The following is a 21501-nucleotide window of genomic DNA, read 5'->3' on the forward strand; positions in this document are numbered from 1 at the left end:
TGAGGCTAGCGCATGGACTTGCGTTCGACCGGTACCGATGCCCTAGAGTTATTGGAAACGGTTTTCATTTGTATTAGGGTCACCTCAGTTGGGAAGGAGCGATCGTGCGCATTGCTGCGATCCGGGCGGTCATGGGTGTGTCGGTACTAGCGCTGACGGCGGGGCTGACCGCCTGCGGCGGCGGCGACAAGTCCGCACGTGGTGCACAGAGCCAAACCCCGACCGTGGTGGCCTCCACCGATGTGTGGGGCAGCGTCGCGCAAGCCGTCGCCGGTGACCACGCCAAGGTGACCTCGATCATCACCAGCTCCTCAGCCGATCCGCACTCGTTCGAGGCCAGCCCCGCGAACGCGGCGGCCATCGCCGACGCGTCGCTGGTCGTCTACAACGGCGGCGGTTACGACCACTGGGTCGATGACGTGTTGGCCAGCCACAAGGGCGTGGCCTCAATCGACGCCTTCTCGCTGCTCCAGGCTCCCCCCGGTGAAACGCAGCCGGCCAACGAGCACGTCTTCTACGACCTGGCCACCGCCAAGGCGGTGGCCGCCAAGATCGCCGACAAGCTGGCCCAGGACGACCCTGCGCACGCCACCGATTACACGACCAACGCCGAGACCTTCGACCGCAACGTCGACGCCATCGCCCAGACCGAGACGGCCATCCGCACCAGCCATCCCGGCGCGGCCGTCGTCGCCACCGAACCCGTCGCCCACTACCTGCTGGTGGCGGCCGGCCTGACCGATAAGACACCGTCGGGGTTTGCCAGCGCCGTCGAACAAGACACCGACCCCGCCCCCGTCGACGTGGCCGCCATGCTGGACCTCATCAAGGGCCGTCAGGTCGCCGCGGTGGTGTTCAACGAGCAGACGGTCACCGAGGTGACCAAGCAGGTCCAGGCGGCCGCTCAGAGCGCCGGAGTCCCGGTCGTCGGCGTCACCGAGACCCTGCCCGACGGCAAGGACTACCTGGCCTGGCAGCGCGATACTGCCGACCGGTTGAGCGCCGCGCTCCAGCAGAACCGATAATCACTGCTCGTGGGTGCCGAGACCGTCTGCTTATCGGGTGCCCGGCTGGCCTTCGGGGACCGGGTCCTGTGGGATCACCTCGATGTGACGGTGGCCCCCGGTGAGTTCATCGCCATCCTCGGTCCCAACGGCACCGGCAAGACATCGTTGTTCAAGGTGCTGCTCGGCCAGCTGCCGCTGACGGCGGGCACGGCCACGATCGAGGGGCACCCGATCGAAGCGGGCAGCGAGCGGATCGGCTACGTTCCACAGCACCGATCGGTCGACCGTGGGCTGAGCCTGCTCGGTCGCGACCTCGTGCGCCTCGGCATGGACGGCCACCACTGGGGTATCGCACCGCGAAGCCGGAAGGAACGCCATCGCCGCCGCGAGATCGTCGAGCAGGCGTTGGATCAGGTGCGGGCCACCAAACTGGCCAAGGTCCCGGTCGGGGTGATGTCCGGCGGCGAATTGCAGCGGGTGCGCATCGCCCAGGCACTGGCCAGCGATCCGTCGCTACTGCTGTGCGACGAGCCGCTGCTCAACCTCGACCCTGCCAGCGCCAGGCTGGTCGCCCAGTTGATCGACCGCCGCCGCCAGACCGGCACGGCGGTGATGTTCGTGACGCACGAGATCAATCCGGTGGTGCCCTACGTCGACCGGGTGCTCTACCTGGTCGACGGGCGGTTCCGGATCGGCACCGTCGCCGAGGTGATGACCTCGCAGACCCTCTCGGAGCTCTACCAGGCCGATATCCAGGTGGTGCAGGTCGGCGATCGCTACGTCGTGGTCGGCGAGCACCTCGACCACTCCGGCCACACCCACGGGCACACCCATGAATGACCGATTCTCCGACCTGCTCGCTCACCTGTTCTCGTTCGACATCACCGCGGACCTACTGGGGCGGGGGTTCGTCCAACAGGCCCTGCTCGCGGCTGCACTGCTGGCGCTGGTGGCCGGTCTGATCGGGCCGTTCATCGTGATGCGTCAGATGTCGTTCGCCGTCCACGGTTCCAGCGAGCTGTCACTGACCGGCGCGGCGTTCGCGCTGCTGGCCGGGTTCAACGTCGGGCTCGGCGGACTGGTCGGCAGCGCGCTGGCGGCAATCCTGTTCGGCATTCTGGGCCAGCGGGCCCGTGAGCGTGACTCGGCGATCGGTGTGGTGCTGGCGTTCGGGCTGGGACTGGCCGTGCTGTTCATCCACCTGTATCCCGGCCGCGCCGGCACCAGCTTCGCCCTGCTGACGGGTCAGATCGTCGGGGTTGGCTACTCCGGGCTGGCGCTGCTCGTGGCGGTGACGGTGTTGGTGACCGGTGTGCTGGCCATCAGCTATCGACCGCTGCTGTTCGCCACCGCCGACCCGGAAGTGGCTGCCGCACGCGGTGTCCCGGTGCGGGCACTGGGCATCGTGTTCGCGGCGCTGGTCGGCATCGTGGCCGCCCAAGGCGTGCAGATCGTCGGGGCTCTGCTGGTGATGTCGCTGCTCATCACGCCGGCTGCGGCGGCAGCCCGGGTGTTCAGCTCGCCCGCCGCGGTGATCGCGGCATCGGTGGTATTCGCCGAGCTGTCCGCGGTGCTCGGCATCGTGCTGTCGCTGGCGCCCGGCGTGCCGGTGTCGGTGTTCGTCACGACGATCTCGTTCGTGATCTATCTGGTGTGTTGGGCCGTCAGCCGGCGCCGGGTTGACCCCGCCGCGGCCTGACCACATTCGCTCGCTCCTCCTCCGCCTCGTCCCTCGGCCGCATCGGTCGACTCGCCTACGCACATTCGCTCGCTCCTCCTGCGCCTCGTCCCTCGGCCGCATCGGTCAAATGGCCTAAGCTAGGCGCGTGACATCCGTGGACGTGAACGCCGACCTGGGCGAAGGCTTCGGGGTGTGGGAACTCGGTGATGACGCCGCCATGCTCGACATCGTCACCAGCGCCAACCTGGCCTGCGGTTTTCACGCCGGCGATCCGGCCGGAATGCTGCGCACCGCACGAGCCGCCGCCGAGCGCGGTGTGCGCATCGGCGCCCAGGTGAGCTACCGCGATCTCGCCGGGTTCGGCCGCCGCTTCATCGACGTCGCACCAGCCGAGCTGACGGCCGAGGTGATCTACCAGATCGGTGCGTTACAGGCCCTTGCCCACGCAGCCGGATCCACTGTCGGCTACGTCAAACCCCATGGCGCGCTGTACAACACGATCGTCACTCACCGCGACCAGGCCCGCGCCGTCGCCGAGGCGGTGCGCGCCGTCGACCCCGGCCTGCCGGTGCTGAATCTGGCCGGTTCGGTGTTCTTCGAGGAGGCCCAGCGGCTCGGATTACGCACCGTCGCCGAAGCATTCGCCGATCGGGCCTACCGCCCCGACGGCACGCTGGTATCCCGTCGCGAAGAGGGTGCGGTACTAGATGACCCCGAACAGATCGCCGAGCGGGTGGCCCACATGGTACGCACCGGCCAGGTGCAGGCCGTCGACGGATCCAGCATTGACGTGCACGCGGAATCGATTTGTGTACACGGAGATTCGCCCGGCGCGGTGACGATCGCCGGCGCGGTCCGCGATCGCTTGCTGCGCGACAGTGCCGAGTTGGTGGCATTCGTCTGATGCGACTCAAACTCGGCCGGCCCGATATCGCCAACCACCGCGACCGTTTCGACCTGTCAGACGCCGACCCTGACGCCGCACTGTCGATCACCTGGCTGGGGGTGTCGACACTGCTGGTCGACGACGGCACCTCAGCGTTGCTGACTGACGGCTTCTTTTCCCGCCCGACACTGCTCGACGTCGGCCTGCGCCGGCTCACCCCGTCCAACGCGCGCATCGACCACTGCCTGAACCGGGCCGGCATCCACCGCCTGGCCGCAGTCCTACCCGTGCACACCCATTTCGACCATGCGATGGACTCCGCGCTCGTCGCCGAACGCACCGGCGCCCGGCTGATCGGCGGCGAGTCCGCCGCCAATATCGCTCGCGGACATGGCCTTTCAACCGATCAGATCGTCGTCGCGACCCCGGGCGAGGAACTGACCCTTGGCCCGTTCGCCGTGACCCTGATCGAATCCCATCACTGTCCCCCGGACCGGTTCCCCGGGGCGATTACCGCACCGGTCATACCGCCGGCGAGAGCCTCCGCATTTCGCTGCGGCGAGGCCTGGTCGACGCTGATCTACCACACCCCGAGCGATCGGCGGCTGCTGATCCAGGGCAGTGCCGGCTTCCTGCCCGGCGCCCTCGACGGCCGCCGCGCCGACATCGCCTACCTGGGTGTCGGCCAGGTCGGCGTACAACCGCAGGACTACATCGAGCAATACTGGGAGCAGACGGTGACCGCCGTCGGCGCTCGCCGGGTGGTGCTCATCCACTGGGACGACTTCTTCCGGCCACTCACCGAACCGATGATTGCGCTGCCGTACGCGGTTGATGATCTCGACGTGTCGATGCGCGTGTTGTCGAGGCTCGCCGAACGTGACGGGGTGAGCCTGCACATGCCGACGGTGTGGCAACGCGCCGACCCGTGGATCTGATCACGTCCTGCTGATCATCGCCCTGGTCGCGCTTGGGGTCGTGCTGGTGTTTGCGATCGTCCGCCCGGCGGGCTGGTCGGAGGCGGTGGTCGCGGTCCCGGCGGCCGCCGTGGTGATCGCCGTCGGCGCGGTATCCACCTCGGATGCGACCGCCGAAGTGACCCGGATGCTCCCGGTGGTCGGGTTTCTGGCCGCGGTGCTGGTGCTGGCCAAACTGTGCGATGACCAGGGACTGTTCCAGGCCGCAGGCACCTGGATGGCCCGTGGCAGCCGCGGTACACCGCGGCGGTTACTCGGCCAGGTATTCCTGATGGCCGCGGCGACGACGGCGATCCTGAGCCTGGACGCCACTGTCGTCCTGTTGACCCCGGTGGTGCTGGCGACCGTCCGAACGATGCGGGTTCCGGCTCGGCCACACCTGTACGCCACCGCGCATCTGTCCAACTCGGCCTCGCTGCTACTGCCGGTGTCCAACCTGACCAATCTGCTGGCGTTCAGCACCGCCGGACTGTCGTTCACCCGGTTCAGCGCCTTGATGATCGCGCCGTGGGTGGCGGCGATCACGGTGGAACACGTGGTGCTGCGGTTGGTTTTTCGGCGTGATCTGGCCGTGGTGCGGGCCGAAGCCCCGCCGCTGGCGCCGGCGAAGCCTGTGTTCGTACTCGTCGTACTGGGCCTGACCCTGGTCGGATTCGCGGTGACGTCATTGCTTGGGCTATCACCTGCGTGGGCAGCATTGGCCGGTGCGGTTGTGCTCGGTGTGTGGTCACTGGTCCAGCGGCGCAGCACGATTGGCGGAATCACCCGCTCCGTGCACCTGCCGTTTCTGCTGTTCGTGCTAGCGCTCGCGGTGGTGGTGAAAGCGGTGATGGTCAACGGCCTCGACCACTGTGCCGCCGACCTGCTACCCACGGGTGGCGGGCTGGCCGCGCTGCTCGGGATCGCGGTGCTGGCCGCACTGCTGTCCAACGTCGTCAACAACCTACCCGCCGTCCTGGTACTGCTGCCGCTGGTGGCCGGCAGCGGACCGGCCGCAGTGCTGGCAGTGTTGATCGGGGTGAATATCGGGCCCAACCTGACCTACGTCGGGTCACTGTCCAACCTGTTGTGGCGCAAGGTGTTACGCGATCACGATGAACCGACCACTGTGCGCGAGTTCACTTGGCTGGGTGCGCTGACAGTCCCCGCCTGCCTGGTGATTGCCGTGCTGGCGTTATGGGCCGGGGTACAGCTGATCGGGGTGTAGTCGCGGCCACCCAAGGTGGCCTCGGCAGGTCTTCCTGCCGTCCGAGGCGGCGGCCTAACTTGCTACGAACACCAGCTTGCCGAGGTCAAGCGCCTCGGCGAAAGTTCGAAGCGACTCCCGCATGGTCTCTCCCCGGCCACCGCGATGCGCCTGCAGATCGAAAGTGGGCGCACTTCTACCAGATTGGCAGTTCAGCGGTCGACATCGCATCAGGCCGATGAGTGTTCACCCGCTCGATGTCTAGCGGCGGCGCTGGCGGGCCACCTCGGCCAGCACGACACCGGCGGCCACCGACGCATTCAGCGATTCGGTCGGTCCGGCCATCGGGATCGACAGCACCGCATCGCAATTCTGCCGCACCAGTCGAGATAGTCCCTTGCCTTCTGAGCCGACGACGACCACCAGCGGGCCGGACGCGTCGAATTCGTCGATCGTCGTATCGCCCTGGGCATCGAGCCCGACGACCTGCAGACCGGCGTCGCGCCATTCCTTGAGCGTGCGATTGAGGTTTGTCGCCCGTGCCACGCGAACGCGGGCGGCCGCACCGGCACTGGTGCGCCACGCCACGGCCGTCACCGACGCCGAGCGCCGCTGCGGGATCAGTACACCGTGACCGGCGAATGCGGCCACCGACCGGATGATCGCGCCCAGGTTACGTGGATCGGTGATGTTATCCAACGCGACCAGCAGCGCCGGCTCGATATCGGAGGTGGCCGACGCCAGCAGATCATCGGGGTGGGCGTAGTCGTACGGCGGCACCTGCAAGGCGATGCCCTGATGTAAACCGTTGGCGCTCAACCGGTCCAGATCCGTGCGCGGCACCTCGAGAATCGCGATGCCGCGATCGGCGGCGAGCGTGACCGATTCGGTCATCCGCTCGTCGGCTTCGGCACCGAGCACCACGTACAACGCCGTCGCGGGGGCATGCGCGCGCAGGCACTCCAGCACGGGGTTGCGGCCGAGCACCATTTCGGTCTCGTCGGTGGGCTTGCTCGGTTTGCGCGTGTGCTTGGCAGCGGCGGCGGCACGCCTGGCCGCCGGATGACCGGTCCTCAAGTGCGCCGCCGGGGTGGCGCCACGTCCTTCCACGCCCCTCCTGCGCTGACCACCCGAGCCGACGGTCGGGCCCTTCTTGGTGCCTTCTTTGCGAACTGCACCACGGCGCTTGGAGTTTCCAGCCATTTATTTACTGCCTTCGTCGCGTAGCGCCCACTGCGGTCCGTCGGCGGTGTCGGTGACCTCGATACCGGCTTCCTTGAGCCGGTCGCGGATTTCATCGGCCAGGGCCCAGTCCCTAGTCTGGCGAGCCTCGTCGCGGCGGTTCAGCTCCGCACGCGCCAAGACGTCCACCGCGCCCAGCGCGGCCGACGTCTCGTCACGGGATTCCCAACGCTCGTCGAGCGGGTCGCAGCCGAGAATGCCCATCATGGAACGGATGTCGCGTGCCTTGGCCAGCGCGGTCTCGTGGTCACCGGAGTCCAGCGCCCGGTTGCCGTCGGCGCGGGCGACGTGCACCTCGGCGAGTGCGGCCGGGACGGCCAGATCGTCGTTGAGTGCGGCGGCGAACTTCTCAGTCCAGGTGCCCGGCACCACAGTGCCGACGCGGGTGCACACCCGGTGCAGGAATTCCTCGACACCAGTGTAGGCCTTGACCGCGTCCTGCAGTGCCGTCTCGGAGAATTCGAGCATCGACCGATAGTGCGCGCTACCCAGGTAGTAGCGCAGCTCTGCAGGCCGAACTCGTTGCAGCACAGCAGGTATCGAAAGAACGTTACCCAGCGACTTGCTCATCTTCTCGCCGCCCATGGTGACCCAGCCGTTGTGCAGCCAGTACTGCGCGAACCCATCGCCGGCGGCACGTGCCTGGGCGATCTCGTTCTCGTGGTGCGGGAACACCAAATCCATTCCACCGCAGTGGATGTCAAACTCAGCGCCGAGGTATTCGTGCGCCATTGCCACGCATTCGGAATGCCAGCCCGGGCGCCCGCGCCCCCAGGGCGTGGGCCAGGACGGCTCACCGGGCTTAGCGCCCTTCCACAAAGTGAAGTCCCGCTGGTCGCGCTTGCCGGTACCCGCACCTTCACCCTGGTGCACGTCGTCGATCTTGTGCCCGGAGAGCTTGCCGTAGTCAGTAAAGCTCATCACGTCGAAGTAGACGTCACCGGCTCCGGTATAGGCGTGGCCGGTATCCATCAGGCGTTCGATGAGGTCGATGATCTGGGTGATGTGGCCCGTCGCGCGTGGTTCGGCCGACGGCGGCAGCACACCGAGCGCATCGTAGGCCGCGCTGAACGCCCGCTCGTGGGTGGCGGCCCACTCCCACCACGGCCGGCCGGCGTCGGCGGCCTTGGTGAGGATCTTGTCGTCGATATCAGTGACATTGCGAATGAAGGCGACGTCGAAACCCTTGGCCGTCAGCCAGCGCCGCAGCACGTCGAAGGCCACACCACTGCGGACGTGGCCGATATGCGGCAGACCCTGAACGGTCGCCCCGCACAGGTAGATGGATGCGTGGCCGGGACGCAGCGGTACGAATTCCCGCACGGCACCGCTGTAGGTGTCGTGGAGTCGCAGGCCGCTTGAGGTCACGACGCGCCAGCCTACCGGCCTATTCGGCGTTATTTGGCGCCGAGGCCGATCCGGCGATGACCAGGGCGGTGGCAATCGCCGCCATTCCCTCGCCCCGGCCCGTCAGCCCGAGGCCATCGGTGGTGGTCGCGGACACCGACACCGGCGCGCCTAGCAGGTCGGTGAGCACACGCTGGGCCTCCTGTCGACGCGGGCCGACCTTGGGGCGGTTGGCGATCACCTGAACGGTCGCATTACCCACGGTGTAGCCGGCGGCAGCGAGCAGCTCGCGGACGTGGGCCAGCATCTGTGCGCCGGTGACACCGCGCCACTGCGGCTGGTCGACGCCGAACACAGTCCCCAGATCACCGAGACCGGCCGCCGAGAGCAGCGCGTCGCACAGCGCGTGGACGGCGACGTCGCCATCGGAGTGTCCGGAGCAGCCGTCGGCGCCGTCGAACAACAGCCCCAGCAGCCAGCACGGCCGCCCGGCCTCGATCGGATGGACATCGGTGCCCAGGCCGACGCGCGGGATCAGCACGCGCCCAGCAGGGCCAAAGCCAACTGGAGGTCCAGCGGGGTGGTGATCTTGAAGGCCAAAGTGTCGCCGTGGACCGTGTGCACCGGGGTGCCCAGGTATTCCACCAGGGAGGCGTCGTCTGTCACGGTGGCGCCGCCGGATCGTTCGTAGGCGCGGCGCAGCAGCGCGGTCTCGAAGCCTTGCGGGGTCTGCACCGCTCGCAGCCCGGATCGCTCGGGGGTACCGAGCACGACGCCGTTGGCGTCGACGGCTTTAACGGTGTCGGTGACCGGCAGGACGGGGATGACCGCGCGCAGGCCATCCCGCAGTGCGGCGACCACCCGCTGAATCTGTTCGACCGGTGTCAGCGGCCGGGCAGCATCGTGCACGAGGACGAATTCCGGATCGCCGATGGCATCGAGTGCGCGGCGGACGGTTTCCGGGCGTTCAGCACCACCCTCGACAACTGTGGCACGGCCGTCGAGCAGCAGTTTTGTTTCATCTACCCGATCAGCGGGTGCGGCGACGACCACGCGATCCACGACACCGGATGCGAGCAATCCGTCAACAGCACGTTCGAGCATGGTTCGGCCGCCGAGATCCACGAATGCTTTCGGGATACCCGCACCGAGCCGTTCACCGGAACCGGCGGCCGTGACGACCGCGACCGTGTCCGACACCGAACCCCTCAGGGCAGTCAGGACGCGGCGGCGAGCGCCTCATCGAGAATGATCGTGGCCTTCTCATCATCGGTGTTCTCGGCCAGGGCCAACTCACCGACGAGAATCTGCCGAGCCTTGGCCAGCATGCGCTTCTCGCCTGCCGACAGCCCGCGCTCCTGATCCCGGCGCCACAGGTCGCGAACAACCTCGGCGACCTTGTTGACGTCGCCGGACGCCAGCTTCTCGAGATTGGCCTTGTAGCGGCGCGACCAGTTGGTCGGCTCTTCGGTGTGGGGGGCGCGGAGCACCTGGAACACCTTGTCCAAGCCTTCCTGCCCGACCACATCACGAACACCGACATATTCGGCGTTATCAGCGGGAACGCGAACAGTGAGATCTCCCTGCGAAACCTTCAGGACGAGATACTCTCTCTGCTCGCCCTTGATGGTCCGGGTTTCGATCGCCTCAATTAACGCAGCACCGTGGTGTGGATAAACAACGGTGTCTCCGACCTTGAAAATCATCAGTTTCAAGCCCCTTTCACATTGCGATGTTAGCACGGGGGCCGACAGCGCGTGGAACAACGATGCAGGTCAGGGGCACCACAGGTGAAGAGAGGGGGTTGACAGGGTGACGAAAGCATGCAACGCACGGCCCCTGCCAGGCTCCCAGCACACCTCGCCTTGACCGCCGTCGACGGCGTCGGCCACCACACCATCAACCCTCAGCTACCGCCGCGCGACGCTACCTACTACTGTGCATAGTCGAACCCGGCGGCGCGACTGTGCCGTCCACACAGGCCGAGCAGGAGGCTGTTGTGAACCGCTTGTCGAATCGCCTCGTCGCCGCATCCGCTGGCCTGGCCGCCTGCGGTCTGATTCTGACGGGCTGTGGTGCGGGGCAGATCTCGCAGACCGCCGACCAGCAGTCGGCTGTCAACGGCGCCACTGCCAATATCGCCAACATCGCCCTACGCAACGTCCACCTGCAGGCAGTGCAAACCGGTGACGCGCTCAAGCCGGGCCGCACCGTCGAACTGATCTTCGTGGCGGCAAACATCTCCCCCGACGTCGACGACAAGCTGGTCAGCGTCAGCTCCGACGTCGGCACGGTCGCGGTCACCGGCGCCACCTCGATCCCGGCCGGCACCTCCCTGATCGTCGGCAGCGCCGACGGCCAGGCCGAGGCCACCCCGCTGGGCAGCGTCGAGCCGACCAAGGCCGAAGTCACCCTCACCCAGCCGATCACGAACGGGCTGACGTACAACTTCACGTTCAACTTCGACAAGGCCGGACAGGCCACCGTCTCGGTGCCGATCTCGGCAGGCGGCGCGGACCGACAGGACGGCGACCCCGTCGGCGGCCATCACTAGGTCTGACACGGGCGGTTTCACCCGATTAGTCCGCTGTTCTGTCGTACCCACCCGATAGCGTCACGGCGTGGCCAAGGCACGTACGCAATACCGCTGTTCGGAGTGCCGCCATGTCACCGCCAAGTGGGTGGGCCGCTGCTCGGAGTGCGGAACCTGGGGCACCGTCGATGAGGTCGCTGGATCGGCCACCACCGGTGGCGGCACCCAGCGCACGATCGTGCCGTCCTCACCCGCCGTGCCGATCAGCTCCATCAACCCTGATCGCACCCGCCACTTCCCCACCGGGGTCGATGAGCTCGACCGGGTGCTCGGCGGTGGAGTGGTACCCGGCTCGGTGAGCCTGCTGGCCGGTGATCCCGGTGTCGGCAAGTCCACCCTGCTGCTCGAGGTGGTACACCGCTGGGCAGAAACGGGCCGCCGTGCCCTGTACGTGTCCGGCGAGGAGTCGGCCGGCCAGATCCGGATGCGGGCCGAACGTACCGGCTGTACCCACGACGAGGTGTTCCTGGCCGCCGAATCCGATGTCGGGATCGTGCTCGGTCACATCGAGGCGGTGCAACCCGGTCTTGTGGTGGTCGACTCCGTGCAGACGATGACGGCCGGCGACACCGACGGTGTGGTGGGCGGGGTGACCCAGGTGCGGGCAGTGACGACCGCGCTGACCAGCGTCGCCAAGGCCACCGGGGTGGCGCTGGTGCTGGTCGGTCACGTCACCAAGGACGGCGCGATCGCCGGGCCGCGCTCGCTGGAGCATCTGGTGGACGTGGTCCTGCATTTCGAGGGCGACCGCAATTCGAGCCTGCGGATGGTTCGCGGGGTCAAGAACCGTTTCGGCGCTTCCGACGAGGTCGGTTGTTTCCTGTTGCACGACAACGGTATTCAAGGTGTGTCCGATCCGTCCGGGCTGTTCCTCGATGACCGCCCCAACCCGGTGCCGGGCACCGCGGTGACGGTGGCACTGGACGGTAAGCGGCCACTGATCGGCGAGATCCAAGCTCTGCTGGCCTACCGGCCCGAGAACGCGCCGCAGCGGCGGGCGGTCAGCGGTGTGGACAGTTCCCGCGCGGCGATGATCGCCGCGGTGCTCGAACGCCGGGCGAACCTCAAGGTGAGCGCCACCGACATCTACCTGTCCACCGTCGGCGGGATGCGGCTGATGGATCCTTCTTCCGATCTGGCCGTCGCGATGGCAATGGCGTCGGCCTACGCCGATCTGCCGCTGCCGAGCACCACCGTGGTGATCGGCGAGGTGGGTCTGGCCGGCGATTTGCGCCGCGTCACCGGGATGGACCGCCGGCTGGCCGAAGCGGCCCGCCTCGGCTTCACCGAGGCCCTGGTGCCGGTCGCCTGCGGCACGGTGCCGAAAGGCTTCAAAGCCATCGAATCGGCCACGATCGGGGACGCGCTGCGCATGATGCTGACAATCGCGAAACGGCCCTACGACAAGGTCGTGACGCAACTTCGGCGGGAGGGGTCGAGTAACGACCTCGACGGCGTGGACAATAAGTGGTCGTGAGCACCGGCAACCGTACGAACGGCTCGACCCAGGCGACGGGAGCCACGCCGCGCGAGACGATCGGGCGGCTGGCCCCAGGCACCGACCTGCGCGACGGCCTGGAGCGCATCCTACGTGGTCGCACCGGCGCGCTCATTGTGCTGGGTTACGACGAGCGGGTCGAGGCGATCTGCGACGGCGGGTTCTCGCTGGATGTGCGGTTCGCCCCGACCCGGCTGCGCGAACTCTCCAAGATGGACGGTGCCGTCGTGCTGTCCACTGACGGCAGCCGAATCGTGCGGGCCAATGTGCAACTGGTCCCGGATCCGACGATCCCCACCGACGAATCCGGAACCAGGCATCGCTCAGCCGAGCGTGCCGCGATCCAGACCGGCTATCCGGTGGTGTCGGTCAGCCACTCGATGAACATCGTCACCGTCTATGTGTCGGGCGAACGCCACGTCGTGGCCGACTCGGCCACCATCCTGTCCCGGGCCAACCAGGCGATCGCGACGCTGGAACGCTACAAGGCCCGCCTCGATGAGGTGTCCCGTCAGCTGTCCACCGCCGAGATCGAAGACTTCGTCACCCTGCGTGATGTCATGACCGTGGTGCAGCGTCTCGAGATGGTGCGCCGCATCGGACTCGAAATCGATTATGACGCAGTCGAACTCGGCACCGATGGCCGGCAGTTGCGGCTGCAGCTCGAGGAGCTGCTCGGCGGCAACGACACCGCCCGCGAGCTCATCATGCGCGACTATCACGCCAACCCCGACCCGCCGTCCAAGGCTCAGGTGGCCTCGACACTGGCCGAATTGGACTCGCTCTCGGACACCGAGCTGCTGGACTTCACCTCGCTGTCGCGGGTGTTCGGCTATCCCTCGACCGCCGATGCGCAGGATTCAGCGCTGAGCGCTCGCGGATATCGGGCGATGGCGGGTATCCCGCGTTTGCAGTTCGCCCACGTCGATCTGCTGGTCCGGCGCTTCGGCTCGCTGCAGGGCCTGCTCGCGGCCAGCGCCACCGACCTGCAGTCCGTTGAGGGTATCGGCGCGATGTGGGCGCGGCACGTCCGCGAAGGTTTATCGCAGCTGGCCGAGTCGACGATCGCCGATCGCCTGGTCTAGCCGCCGCTCAGTAGCTCAACCCCGCCAGCAGCGGGAGCAGCGCTTCCCGGCGAGCAATTGGCCGCTCGCGCGACCGTCTGGACCGGCAGCCGGCCACGGGGCGTCGTCACCGCGATGCACCCGAAACGTCTGGGCCAGCAGCTTCCCGAGGGTGAGCGCATCGTCCAGGGGTCTAGCCCGCCGGAGCCGGCGGCAGTACCTCGCCCGGAGCCCCGATCGGCGGCTGCTGCCCACCGGCAGGCGGCACGGCACCCGGCGGCGGCGCATCGGCGAGGATGAACGGCACCGTCGCCGACCGCAGATTGCCCAGCTGGACCATCAGGTTGTAGGTGCCGGGACCGATCGGCTGGCGCGGGAGCGGGCACTGCGGTGCCGAACCCATTCCGGTCCAGGTCACCTCGGTGGTCACCTGCTCGCCGGGGTTGAACGTCTTGACCAGCGTCTCGTTGGAGGGCGCGCAGTCCAGGTTGGACCACAGCCGCTTACCGTCCAGCGAGTAGACGTAGGCGGCAAGCACGGCCGCACCGACATCGCGTTTGCACGCCACCAGTCCGATATTGGTCACCACCATGGTGAACTTCGGCTGATCACCGATGACGTACTGCGGCTGGTTGGTAATGCCCTTGACGGCCAGGTTGGAATCCGGGCAGTCGTCGCCTTCCTTCAAAACCGGCGGGGGCGCGACGGCCTCCGTCGGCGTGACCATCGGCGCGGCCACTTCTGGCCCGGCCGCCGGGGGCGGTGGCGCGACAACGGGAGTCTTGTTCTCCGGCTGCGGATTCTGTGGTTGGGCCGCGGTGGTGGTCTTGACGGTGCTCGTGGAGTCGGAGCCACCGCTGAAAATCACGAAGGCAACCCCGACAACGATGGCAGCAACCACCGCGACGATGCCGATCGCAAGGCCACGGCGTCGCCAATAGATTTGCGTAGGTAGAGGTCCACGCGGTTCGAGATCCAGCACGTTCTCACGCTAAGCCCAGGTCACCGCGAGTTGTCCGACCCCGCCCGGCGTGTCGCCTTGTTCGCTAGCGTGGAAAGTGGTTATTCGCCGATATCGCCGAGGTGATCACGCAGCGCAACTTTGCCGTCGGCCAGGTGATACGTCAGTCCGACGATGGCCAGACTCCCGGCCGTGACCCGCTCGGCGATGAGGGTGGACCGGGCCAGCAGCTGTGTTCCGGTCTCGATCACGTGGCGAGCCTCGAATTCATCGACACGGGTCAGCCCATCGCGACGACCCAGCAGGATCGACGGAGTGACCCGCTCGACCAGATCGCGGATCCAGCCGCCCGGCACGACGCCGTCATCGAGAGCGGACAGTGTCGCCTTCACCGCGCCACAGCTGTCGTGACCCAGCACGGCGATCAGCGGCACGTTGAGCACGCCGACCGCGTACTCGATGGAGCCGAGCACGGCCGAGTCGATGACGTGGCCCGCGGTACGCACCACGAACATGTCACCGAGGCCCTGGTCGAAGATGATCTCGGCGGCGACCCGGCTGTCGGCGCAACCGAAGACGACGGCAGTCGGGCGCTGCGCCGCGGCCAACCGGGCGCGGTCCTCGATGCCCTGGCTGGGATGCTCGGGCTGGCCGGCGACGAATCGCTCGTTACCCTCTCTGAGTGCCTTCCAAGCGGTTATGGGGCTGGTGTTTGGCATGGCCCACATTCTGCACTGTCTGCCGGACCAAAACGATATGAGTTCCCTTTGCACTGAACTCGTGGAGTGGTACGCCCACGCCCGCCGCGAGCTGCCGTGGCGTCAGCCCGACGTGACGGCGTGGCAGATCATGGTCAGCGAGTTCATGCTGCAGCAGACCCCGGTAGCCCGGGTGGTGCCGATCTGGCTGGACTGGGTGGCGCGCTGGCCGACACCGTCGGCGACGGCCGCCGCCAGCGCCGCCGACGTGCTGCGGGCCTGGGGCAAGCTGGGCTATCCACGCCGGGCCAAGCGACTGCACGAATGCGCTATCGCGATCGCCACCGAACTGGGCGACCAGGTGCCCGATGACGTCGAGGTACTGCTCACCCTGCCCGGTGTCGGCGCCTACACCGCCCGTGCCGTCGCCTGCTTCGCGTATCGGCAGCCCGTGCCTGTGGTGGATACCAACGTGCGCCGGGTGGTGGCACGTGCGGTGCACGGGTTGGCCGACGCCGGCAACCCGTCGGCCACCCGGGATATGGCCGACGTGGCCGCGCTGATGCCCAATGACGAGACAGCGCCGGTATTTTCGGCCGCACTGATGGAGCTCGGCGCCACCGTGTGCACGGCCCGGTCCCCCACATGCGGCATCTGTCCCGTCAGTGTCTGCGCGTGGCGGTCGGCCGGGTACCCGCCGTCGACCACCGCGCCGCGCCGCGCGCAGCGTTACGCGGGCACCGACCGGCAGGTACGCGGACGCCTGCTCGATGTGCTGCGCGGCAGTTCTGCGCCCGTCGTACGTGCGCAGCTGGACGTGGTGTGGCTGACCGACACCGCGCAGCGGGATCGCGCGCTGGATTCATTGCTGGTGGACGGGCTGGTGGAGCAGACCGCTGACGGCCGGTTCGCGCTCGCCGGCGAGGGTGACTAGGCCGAGCGGGCGAAGCGGCGCCGGTAGTCCGACGGGGTGACGCCGACGATCCTGCGGAAGTGGTGCCGCAGCAGGGTGGCAGTTCCGAAGCCGGCCCGCTCGGCGATGCGGTCGACGTCCAGATCGGTTTCCTCGAGCATGCGGCGGGCGTAGAGCACCCGCTGATCGGTGACCCACTGCATGGGTGTGGTGCCCGCCTCGTCGACGAAGCGCCGGGCGAACGTGCGCGCCGACATGTTGGCCCGCCGGGCCATGCTGGCCACCGTATGCGGCTTGTCGAGGTTGGATAGTATCCAATCCAATTGCGGGGCAAAGCCTTCCGAACATCGCGTGGGTATCGGCTGCTCGATGTACTGGCGCTGGCCACCATCACGCTGAGGCGGCACGACCATCCGTCGCGCGATCTTGTTGGTGACCGTGCTGCCGAGCTCGCGACGGACCAGGTGCAGGCTCGCGTCGATACCGGCGGCGGTACCGGCGCTGGTCACCAGATCACCGTCGTCGACGAACAGCACATTGCGGTCGACGATCGCGGTCGGATAGCGCTCGGCGAGTTCGGCGGAATGCATCCAGTGCGTGGTGCAGCGGCGTCCGTCGAGCAGCCCCGCCTCCCCGCCACAAACGCGCCCGAACACACGGTCAGGATGGTCGACCCGCTTTCGTGCGCGGCCCGCAACGCCGCCAGCGCCTCCGGCGGGTACGCCTCGACGGGGTCCGTCACCGCCGCTACCGCCACCACATCGGCGCCCACCAGGGCGTCCAACCCGTGATCGGGTACCAGTTGGGCACCGACACTCGTCCGCAGCGGCTTGCCCGGCTGCGGACCGCACACCTTGAAATCGAAGTTGGGTACGCCCTCGGCGGATCGGTCGATGCCGAAGACCTCGCAGATCACCCCGAACTCGAAGACGGCCAGACCATCGAGGACCAGTGCCGAGACACTCGCCAAAGGCATGGCAGGATCTTCTTCCATATGGTCATTACCGCCACTGTTGGCGGTATCTTTTCTGTCGAAGCATTACTGCCATCAGGGGCGCTCGGGGAGCGCTGCTAGGAAGGTCTCGACGGCCTCGCGGTATCGGTCCGGGGCGTCGTCGTGCACGAGGTGGCCCGCGCCCGGTACGTGCACGTAGTGGGCAGATGCCCAGGCCAGCTCGGCCATCCGGCGCATCTGCCCGGCCGGCGCCACCGAATCGCCGGCCTCGATGAGCAACACCGGCGCGCGGACCGACTGCCACTGCCGCCAGTAGTCCCGAGTCCCCCACTGCGCGGCGATCTCCAGCCAGCGGGCAGGCTTGCCGTGCAGGCGCCAGCCGGTCGCCGTGCGATCGAACGCCTCCAAGAAGTAGCGTCCCGCTACCGGCCCGAATTCGTCGTAAACCTGTTCGGCAGTTGAGTATTCGACGGGCAGCGCATGCACCCAAGGCTCCCACGCGCCGGTGGTGCGGCCGACGAAATCCGGCGCCATGTCCTCGACCACCAGCGCGCGCACCAGATCCGGGCGCTGCGCGGCCAGACACCAGGAGTGCAGCCCACCCATCGAGTGCCCGATCAGCACCGCCGGGCCGCCGAGCGTGGCGACGGCGTCGCCGAGGTCGGCGACGAACCGTTCGGTGCTGACCGGAGCGGAATCTTCGACGTCACAGCCACGGTGCCAGGGCGCGTCGTAGGTGTAGACCGCCCCGAATCCGGTCAGCCAGGGAACCTGCCGCGACCATGTGGTGCCGCGCCCCATCAGTCCGTGCACCAACACAAGCGGGCACCCGGCGCCACCCCGATGCGTCAGCGATTCGGTGCTCACGGTTTCATCTTGCGTGGTCGGCCACTGCCGTCTGCGGGCGCGGTAACCTTGCGCCATGTCCGTGGTGAAGATCAACGCAATCGAGATTCCACCGGGTGCCGGCCCCGAACTGGAGAAGCGGTTCGCCAACCGCGCCCACGCCGTCGACAACCAGCCAGGATTCCTCGGGTTCCAATTGCTGCGACCGGTCAAGGGCGAGGACCGCTACTTCGTGGTGACCACGTGGGAGTCCGAAGAAGCGTTCCAGGCCTGGGCAAGCGGACCGGCCATTCACGCACACGCCGGTGAACGCGCCAACCCGGTGGCCAAGGGCGCGCATCTGCTCGAGTTCGAGGTTGTGTTGGACGTTGCCGGGACCGCCGCGAAGGCGTAGCGCACGCCAGGTGCGCCGAGCTGCGGTGGCTATCGCCACCGTCATCGCATCAGCCGCCGCCTTGGCAACGAGCTGCGCACCAGCACCCGCGCCACCGGCCAACGCCGGCGCGGGTGTCCGCATCGACCTCAACACCCCCACCGCGGTGCGGGCCAAGCAGGTCATGGACATGCTGAACTCGGACTGGCCGATCGGACCGGACAACGTCAAGACCCTGGCCACCACCGACATGGTCGAGCCGGTCGCGCACAGTATGGACTCGTTGTGGTGGGACCGGCCGTTTACCTTGGCCGGGGCCGATATCGGTGCCAATGTCGCGACCCTGCACCTGCTGACCTCCTACGGCGCACGCCAGGACATCGACCTTCGGATCGGGGACGACACCTTCGTCAGCCGTTTCGTCGTCACCACCGAGACACCCAAGATCGACTCATGGCAGGACGTCGACAGCGCCCTGAGTCGCACCGGCGCCCGTTACGCCTGGCAGGTGTCCAAGGTCAACGACGGTCGCTGCGAGAAGGTGGCCGGCACCAACACCGCGCAATCCCTCCCGCTGGCTTCGATTTTCAAGACTTACGTGCTGTACGCGGTCGAAACCGCCGTCACAGCAGGCACTTTGAATTGGGACGAGAAGCTCACCATCACCGCCGAAGGCAAGAAGCTCGGCACGTCGGGTTTCGACAAGCTCCCGCCCGGCTCACAGATCACAGTTCGCCAGGCAGCGGGCAAGATGATCTCCACGAGCGACAACATGGCCACCGATCTGCTGATCGGACGCCTCGGCGCCCATGCCATCGAAGAGGCGCTGGCCGCCGCCGGGCACCACGATCCGGCGAGCATGACCCCGTTCCCCACCATGCGGGAGCTGTTCGCGATCGGCTGGGGCAACCCCGACGTGCGGCAGGAGTGGGAGACCGCCGTCATGCCACAGGATCGGGCAAACCTGTTGCACCAAGCCGATTCTCGGCCATACGACCCTGACCCGTATCGCTCTCATTCGCCCGGCTCGGCCTACGGCGCCGAGTGGTATGGCAACGCCGAGGACATCTGCCGTGTGCACGCCGGCTTGCAGCACAACGCCGTCGGGCGCGCGGTCCAGGTCAAGGACGTCATGTCGGAAACCTCGGGCATCGACCTCGACACCGCCGAATGGCCCTACATCGCAGCCAAGGCGGGCAACCTGCCCGGCGACATGACGTTCAGCTGGTACGCGGTGGACCGCACTGGCCAGGCGTGGGTGGTCAGCTTCCAGTTCAACTGGCCGCGCTTCCACAGCGCCAACGCCGGCGGCTGGGCCATGACGATCATCAAGCAGGTCTTCGGGCTACTGCCCCGCTACCGCTGACCGCAGCGTCCACACCATCCCTCGACAGTGCAGGGCGGTGCGGCTGGCAGGCGCAACATCGATGCGCCAGAACGACTTCGGCGGGGCATCCAACACATTCAGGATCACCGCGCGGATCACCGCGGGATGGGTGATCGCCACGATGCGCCCCGGTGTGCGGCTGATATCGGCCAGCCAGCCGCGCACCCGGCTCATCAACGCGACGACCGATTCACCGTCATGCGGGCAGCTGTCCGGTTCGGTGAGCCAGCGCGCGAGCTCGCCGGGCTGCACCCCGTCGAGTCTCAAACCGCGCCACTGACCACAATCCAGATCAGCCAGCCGCTCATCGACCAGAACCGATAAACCGAGCAGTTCGGCGGTCTCGCGGGTCCGCAACTCAGGCCCGCACAGCGCCGTGTCGGCAGCGCCGCCGTCGAGCCCGTCGAGCTGCCGGCGACCCAGCGCATTCAGCTCTTCGTCGACGGGAAATCGCCCGGCTGCCATGGCATCGGTCATGGCATGCGACACCAGGGTCAGCCGGACGACCTCGCTCCGCAAGCGTCGCTCACGCAGTGATGAGCTCCTGCTCTTTGCGATCGAGCAGCCGGGACAGCATGGCCGCGCCGAACAGACCGATCGTCGTCCAGACGATCACCTGGGTGCCCAACGCATACAACCGGAACTCGTACAGATCGACCGCCGGGAAGCCCGGGAACACGATCGTCCCGGCATCGTTGACCATCGGGCCGGGCGTCTCGTTGATCGCCGGCAGGAGGAGCATCACGATCGTGACGGCGACGAGGTATGCCCCGCCTGCGGCCAGCGTCGCATTCCAGGCCCCCAGCTTCGGTGTGAGCTGGAACGCGAGATAGACCGAGGCGACCATCAACAACGCTGACAGCGCCACCATCAGCAGGTAGAGCAGAGCACGCTGCTTGATGGTTTCTTCGAGGCTGGTCGCCGGCGGGTTGGGCGGGTACTTGAGCGCGGGCACCACCCACAGCGAGATGAGCATGGCCCCCGCGGTCAGCACCGCCAGCTTGCGGGCGGACACGTTGGTGATTCGGCTGTATGCCATGCAGAACACCACGGCAAACAATGCACCGAGTGCCACGCTGAAGAGAAGCACGCCCAGTCCCATACCGATGTTGGACTGCACTGCGCGGGTGAACAGCTCCCCACCTTCGGCATGGGTGTGCCCATGACCGGACGCCGTCTCCATGGCCTCATGTGCGGCGGCGGTGCCGTCCTCGAAATCGATGGACCGGCCCACGATCGGTTCGATGAAGATCTTCGACCAGATGAATCCGAGTACACCTGCAAGGGCGCCGGCCAGAATGCCGCGCCAGATTATTGACTTTTCCATGTGCTTGAGTGAGTCGAGTCAGTGGCAGGGGAAGCCGAGCAGATGGCGGGCGTCATGTACGAATTCGTGGATGTACATGTTGTTGCCGAACACCGAAGTGGCGCCCTGGTCGACGCCGACGAAGTACAGCACCACGAGCGCAAAAAACGCGGTCAACGAGAGCCAGACGACGGCCTTGGTGGCCGAAAGGTCGACGGCGCGAGAGCGATCCGACCGTGTTTGCGGAGTAGACATTGGAGTCCTTTCAGGGAGCTGCGCGTCCCACTAATGAACTTTCGACGGGCTTCGGGTCTGACTGTCAACAGTGGCGCGACCGTTCTGGAGTTTCACCAGATTCCTCGACTCGTCTCTTACACGGGGGATCCTATACGCAGGCCAATCAGCTGGCGCCGTAACCCAGTTGCTGTGCGGTGTAGGTGGCGGCATCGCTGACCGGGACGGCGTGCACCGCAGTGCCGTACGCGCAGCCGGTGCACACTAATGTGAGCCAAGTCGGGTCCCAGCCCGGGATGTCGTTGGTGGTAACCACAACACGAAAAAGACCCCCGACATTGGCGGGG

23 protein-coding genes and 2 pseudogenes are annotated in these 21501 nt (G+C 67.2%); 12 read left to right on the forward strand and 13 right to left on the reverse strand.

Going from position 1 to position 21501, the window contains the following annotated elements; genetic code table 11:
• Window positions 1-110 precede the first annotated feature (110 nt).
• From G6N13_RS05435 to G6N13_RS05460, 6 genes are all read left to right on the forward strand, one after another.
• Window positions 111-1025: a metal ABC transporter solute-binding protein, Zn/Mn family gene (locus tag G6N13_RS05435; protein WP_407663907.1), complete on the forward strand. Its 915-nt coding sequence runs from the start codon at window positions 111-113 to the stop codon at window positions 1023-1025.
• A gap of 9 nt (window positions 1026-1034) precedes the next feature.
• Window positions 1035-1847 carry a metal ABC transporter ATP-binding protein gene (locus G6N13_RS05440; protein WP_163695128.1) on the forward strand — a complete coding sequence of 271 codons (813 nt, stop codon included), beginning with the start codon at window positions 1035-1037 and terminating at the stop codon, window positions 1845-1847.
• Window positions 1840-2706, forward strand: a complete 867-nt coding sequence (locus tag G6N13_RS05445) for a metal ABC transporter permease (protein WP_163695129.1) — start codon at window positions 1840-1842, stop codon at window positions 2704-2706. Before G6N13_RS05440 ends, G6N13_RS05445 begins: the two co-directional genes overlap by 8 nt.
• Window positions 2707-2833: 127 nt before the next feature.
• Window positions 2834-3592, forward strand: a complete 759-nt coding sequence (locus G6N13_RS05450; RefSeq protein WP_163695130.1) for a LamB/YcsF family protein — start codon at window positions 2834-2836, stop codon at window positions 3590-3592.
• Window positions 3592-4512, forward strand: coding sequence for an MBL fold metallo-hydrolase (locus G6N13_RS05455; protein WP_163695131.1), 921 nt, complete (start codon window positions 3592-3594; stop codon window positions 4510-4512). Before G6N13_RS05450 ends, G6N13_RS05455 begins: the two co-directional genes overlap by 1 nt.
• A gap of 10 nt (window positions 4513-4522) precedes the next feature.
• Complete coding sequence (locus tag G6N13_RS05460; RefSeq protein ID WP_163701747.1) at window positions 4523-5758, forward strand: SLC13 family permease; 1236 nt, start codon at window positions 4523-4525, stop codon at window positions 5756-5758.
• Window positions 5759-5998: 240 nt separating this feature from the next.
• Here the strand turns inward: G6N13_RS05460 and rlmB are convergent, their stop codons facing one another.
• Genes rlmB through carD form a run of 5 tightly spaced genes read right to left on the reverse strand, consistent with a single transcriptional unit; the run spans window position 5999 to window position 10032 of the window.
• Window positions 5999-6940 (reverse strand): 23S rRNA (guanosine(2251)-2'-O)-methyltransferase RlmB, encoded by a 942-nt coding sequence (gene rlmB / locus G6N13_RS05465; RefSeq protein WP_163695132.1) that lies wholly within the window; start codon window positions 6938-6940, stop codon window positions 5999-6001.
• Window positions 6941-8347: a cysteine--tRNA ligase gene (cysS, locus tag G6N13_RS05470; protein ID WP_179965085.1), complete on the reverse strand. Its 1407-nt coding sequence runs from the start codon at window positions 8345-8347 to the stop codon at window positions 6941-6943.
• A 19-nt stretch (window positions 8348-8366) separates the two neighbouring features.
• On the reverse strand, window positions 8367-8867 hold the full coding sequence (ispF, locus tag G6N13_RS05475) for a 2-C-methyl-D-erythritol 2,4-cyclodiphosphate synthase (protein WP_163695133.1): 501 nt from the start codon (window positions 8865-8867) through the stop codon (window positions 8367-8369).
• On the reverse strand, window positions 8861-9538 hold the full coding sequence (gene ispD, locus G6N13_RS05480; protein WP_407663908.1) for a 2-C-methyl-D-erythritol 4-phosphate cytidylyltransferase: 678 nt from the start codon (window positions 9536-9538) through the stop codon (window positions 8861-8863). The genes ispF and ispD overlap by 7 nt, the downstream gene beginning before the upstream one ends.
• A 5-nt stretch (window positions 9539-9543) precedes the next feature.
• The gene (gene carD / locus G6N13_RS05485) at window positions 9544-10032 is read right to left on the reverse strand and encodes an RNA polymerase-binding transcription factor CarD (RefSeq protein ID WP_073856833.1); all 489 of its coding nucleotides are present in this window, start codon (window positions 10030-10032) and stop codon (window positions 9544-9546) included.
• Between the two features lie 293 nt (window positions 10033-10325).
• Here carD and G6N13_RS05490 point away from each other — a divergent pair, with 293 nt between their 5' ends.
• The 3 genes from G6N13_RS05490 (at window position 10326) to disA (ending at window position 13502) form a co-directional block, all read left to right on the forward strand.
• Window positions 10326-10880, forward strand: coding sequence for a copper chaperone PCu(A)C domain-containing protein (locus G6N13_RS05490; RefSeq protein ID WP_163695135.1), 555 nt, complete (start codon window positions 10326-10328; stop codon window positions 10878-10880).
• Window positions 10881-10947: 67 nt separating this feature from the next.
• Window positions 10948-12396, forward strand: coding sequence for a DNA repair protein RadA (radA, locus tag G6N13_RS05495; RefSeq protein WP_163695136.1), 1449 nt, complete (start codon window positions 10948-10950; stop codon window positions 12394-12396).
• Window positions 12387-13502, forward strand: coding sequence for a DNA integrity scanning diadenylate cyclase DisA (gene disA, locus G6N13_RS05500; protein WP_163695137.1), 1116 nt, complete (start codon window positions 12387-12389; stop codon window positions 13500-13502). Before radA ends, disA begins: the two co-directional genes overlap by 10 nt.
• Window positions 13503-13674: 172 nt before the next feature.
• Here disA and G6N13_RS05505 read toward each other — a convergent pair whose 3' ends face one another.
• Window positions 13675-14463: a hypothetical protein gene (locus G6N13_RS05505; protein ID WP_163695138.1), complete on the reverse strand. Its 789-nt coding sequence runs from the start codon at window positions 14461-14463 to the stop codon at window positions 13675-13677.
• Between the two features lie 80 nt (window positions 14464-14543).
• Window positions 14544-15161, reverse strand: a complete 618-nt coding sequence (locus tag G6N13_RS05510) for a carbonic anhydrase (protein ID WP_163695139.1) — start codon at window positions 15159-15161, stop codon at window positions 14544-14546.
• A 37-nt stretch (window positions 15162-15198) separates the two neighbouring features.
• On the opposite strand from G6N13_RS05510, the gene G6N13_RS05515 reads away from it, so the two are divergent.
• Window positions 15199-16074: an HhH-GPD family protein gene (locus G6N13_RS05515; protein WP_163695140.1), complete on the forward strand. Its 876-nt coding sequence runs from the start codon at window positions 15199-15201 to the stop codon at window positions 16072-16074.
• Here G6N13_RS05515 and G6N13_RS05520 read toward each other — a convergent pair.
• Window positions 16071-17029, reverse strand: a pseudogene (locus G6N13_RS05520) (helix-turn-helix domain-containing protein). The gene G6N13_RS05515 and the pseudogene G6N13_RS05520 sit on opposite strands and share 4 nt — an antisense overlap.
• Before the next feature lie 72 nt (window positions 17030-17101).
• On the reverse strand, window positions 17102-17809 hold the full coding sequence (locus G6N13_RS05525) for an alpha/beta fold hydrolase (RefSeq protein ID WP_407663909.1): 708 nt from the start codon (window positions 17807-17809) through the stop codon (window positions 17102-17104).
• A gap of 121 nt (window positions 17810-17930) precedes the next feature.
• On the opposite strand from G6N13_RS05525, the gene mhuD reads away from it, so the two are divergent.
• Window positions 17931-18248: a mycobilin-forming heme oxygenase MhuD gene (mhuD, locus tag G6N13_RS05530; RefSeq protein ID WP_163695142.1), complete on the forward strand. Its 318-nt coding sequence runs from the start codon at window positions 17931-17933 to the stop codon at window positions 18246-18248.
• A complete protein-coding gene (locus tag G6N13_RS05535) occupies window positions 18223-19593 on the forward strand; it encodes a serine hydrolase (RefSeq protein WP_179965086.1) in 1371 nt (456 codons plus the stop codon). The genes mhuD and G6N13_RS05535 overlap by 26 nt, the downstream gene beginning before the upstream one ends.
• Here G6N13_RS05535 and G6N13_RS05540 read toward each other — a convergent pair.
• The 4 genes and pseudogenes from G6N13_RS05540 to G6N13_RS25830 form a co-directional block, all read right to left on the reverse strand.
• A complete protein-coding gene (locus G6N13_RS05540; RefSeq protein WP_163701752.1) occupies window positions 19573-20091 on the reverse strand; it encodes a histidine phosphatase family protein in 519 nt (172 codons plus the stop codon). The two genes, G6N13_RS05535 and G6N13_RS05540, sit on opposite strands and share 21 nt — an antisense overlap.
• A 49-nt stretch (window positions 20092-20140) precedes the next feature.
• Window positions 20141-20941: a CbtA family protein gene (locus G6N13_RS05545; protein ID WP_163695144.1), complete on the reverse strand. Its 801-nt coding sequence runs from the start codon at window positions 20939-20941 to the stop codon at window positions 20141-20143.
• Between the two features lie 18 nt (window positions 20942-20959).
• On the reverse strand, window positions 20960-21175 hold the full coding sequence (locus G6N13_RS05550; RefSeq protein WP_163695145.1) for a CbtB domain-containing protein: 216 nt from the start codon (window positions 21173-21175) through the stop codon (window positions 20960-20962).
• A 145-nt stretch (window positions 21176-21320) separates the two neighbouring features.
• Window positions 21321-21407 (reverse strand): annotated as a pseudogene (locus G6N13_RS25830) (YbjQ family protein); the annotation flags it as partial.
• Window positions 21408-21501: the final 94 nt, after the last annotated feature.

The organism is Mycolicibacterium sarraceniae (genome assembly GCF_010731875.1).
Lineage (GTDB): Bacteria > Actinomycetota > Actinomycetes > Mycobacteriales > Mycobacteriaceae > Mycobacterium > Mycobacterium sarraceniae.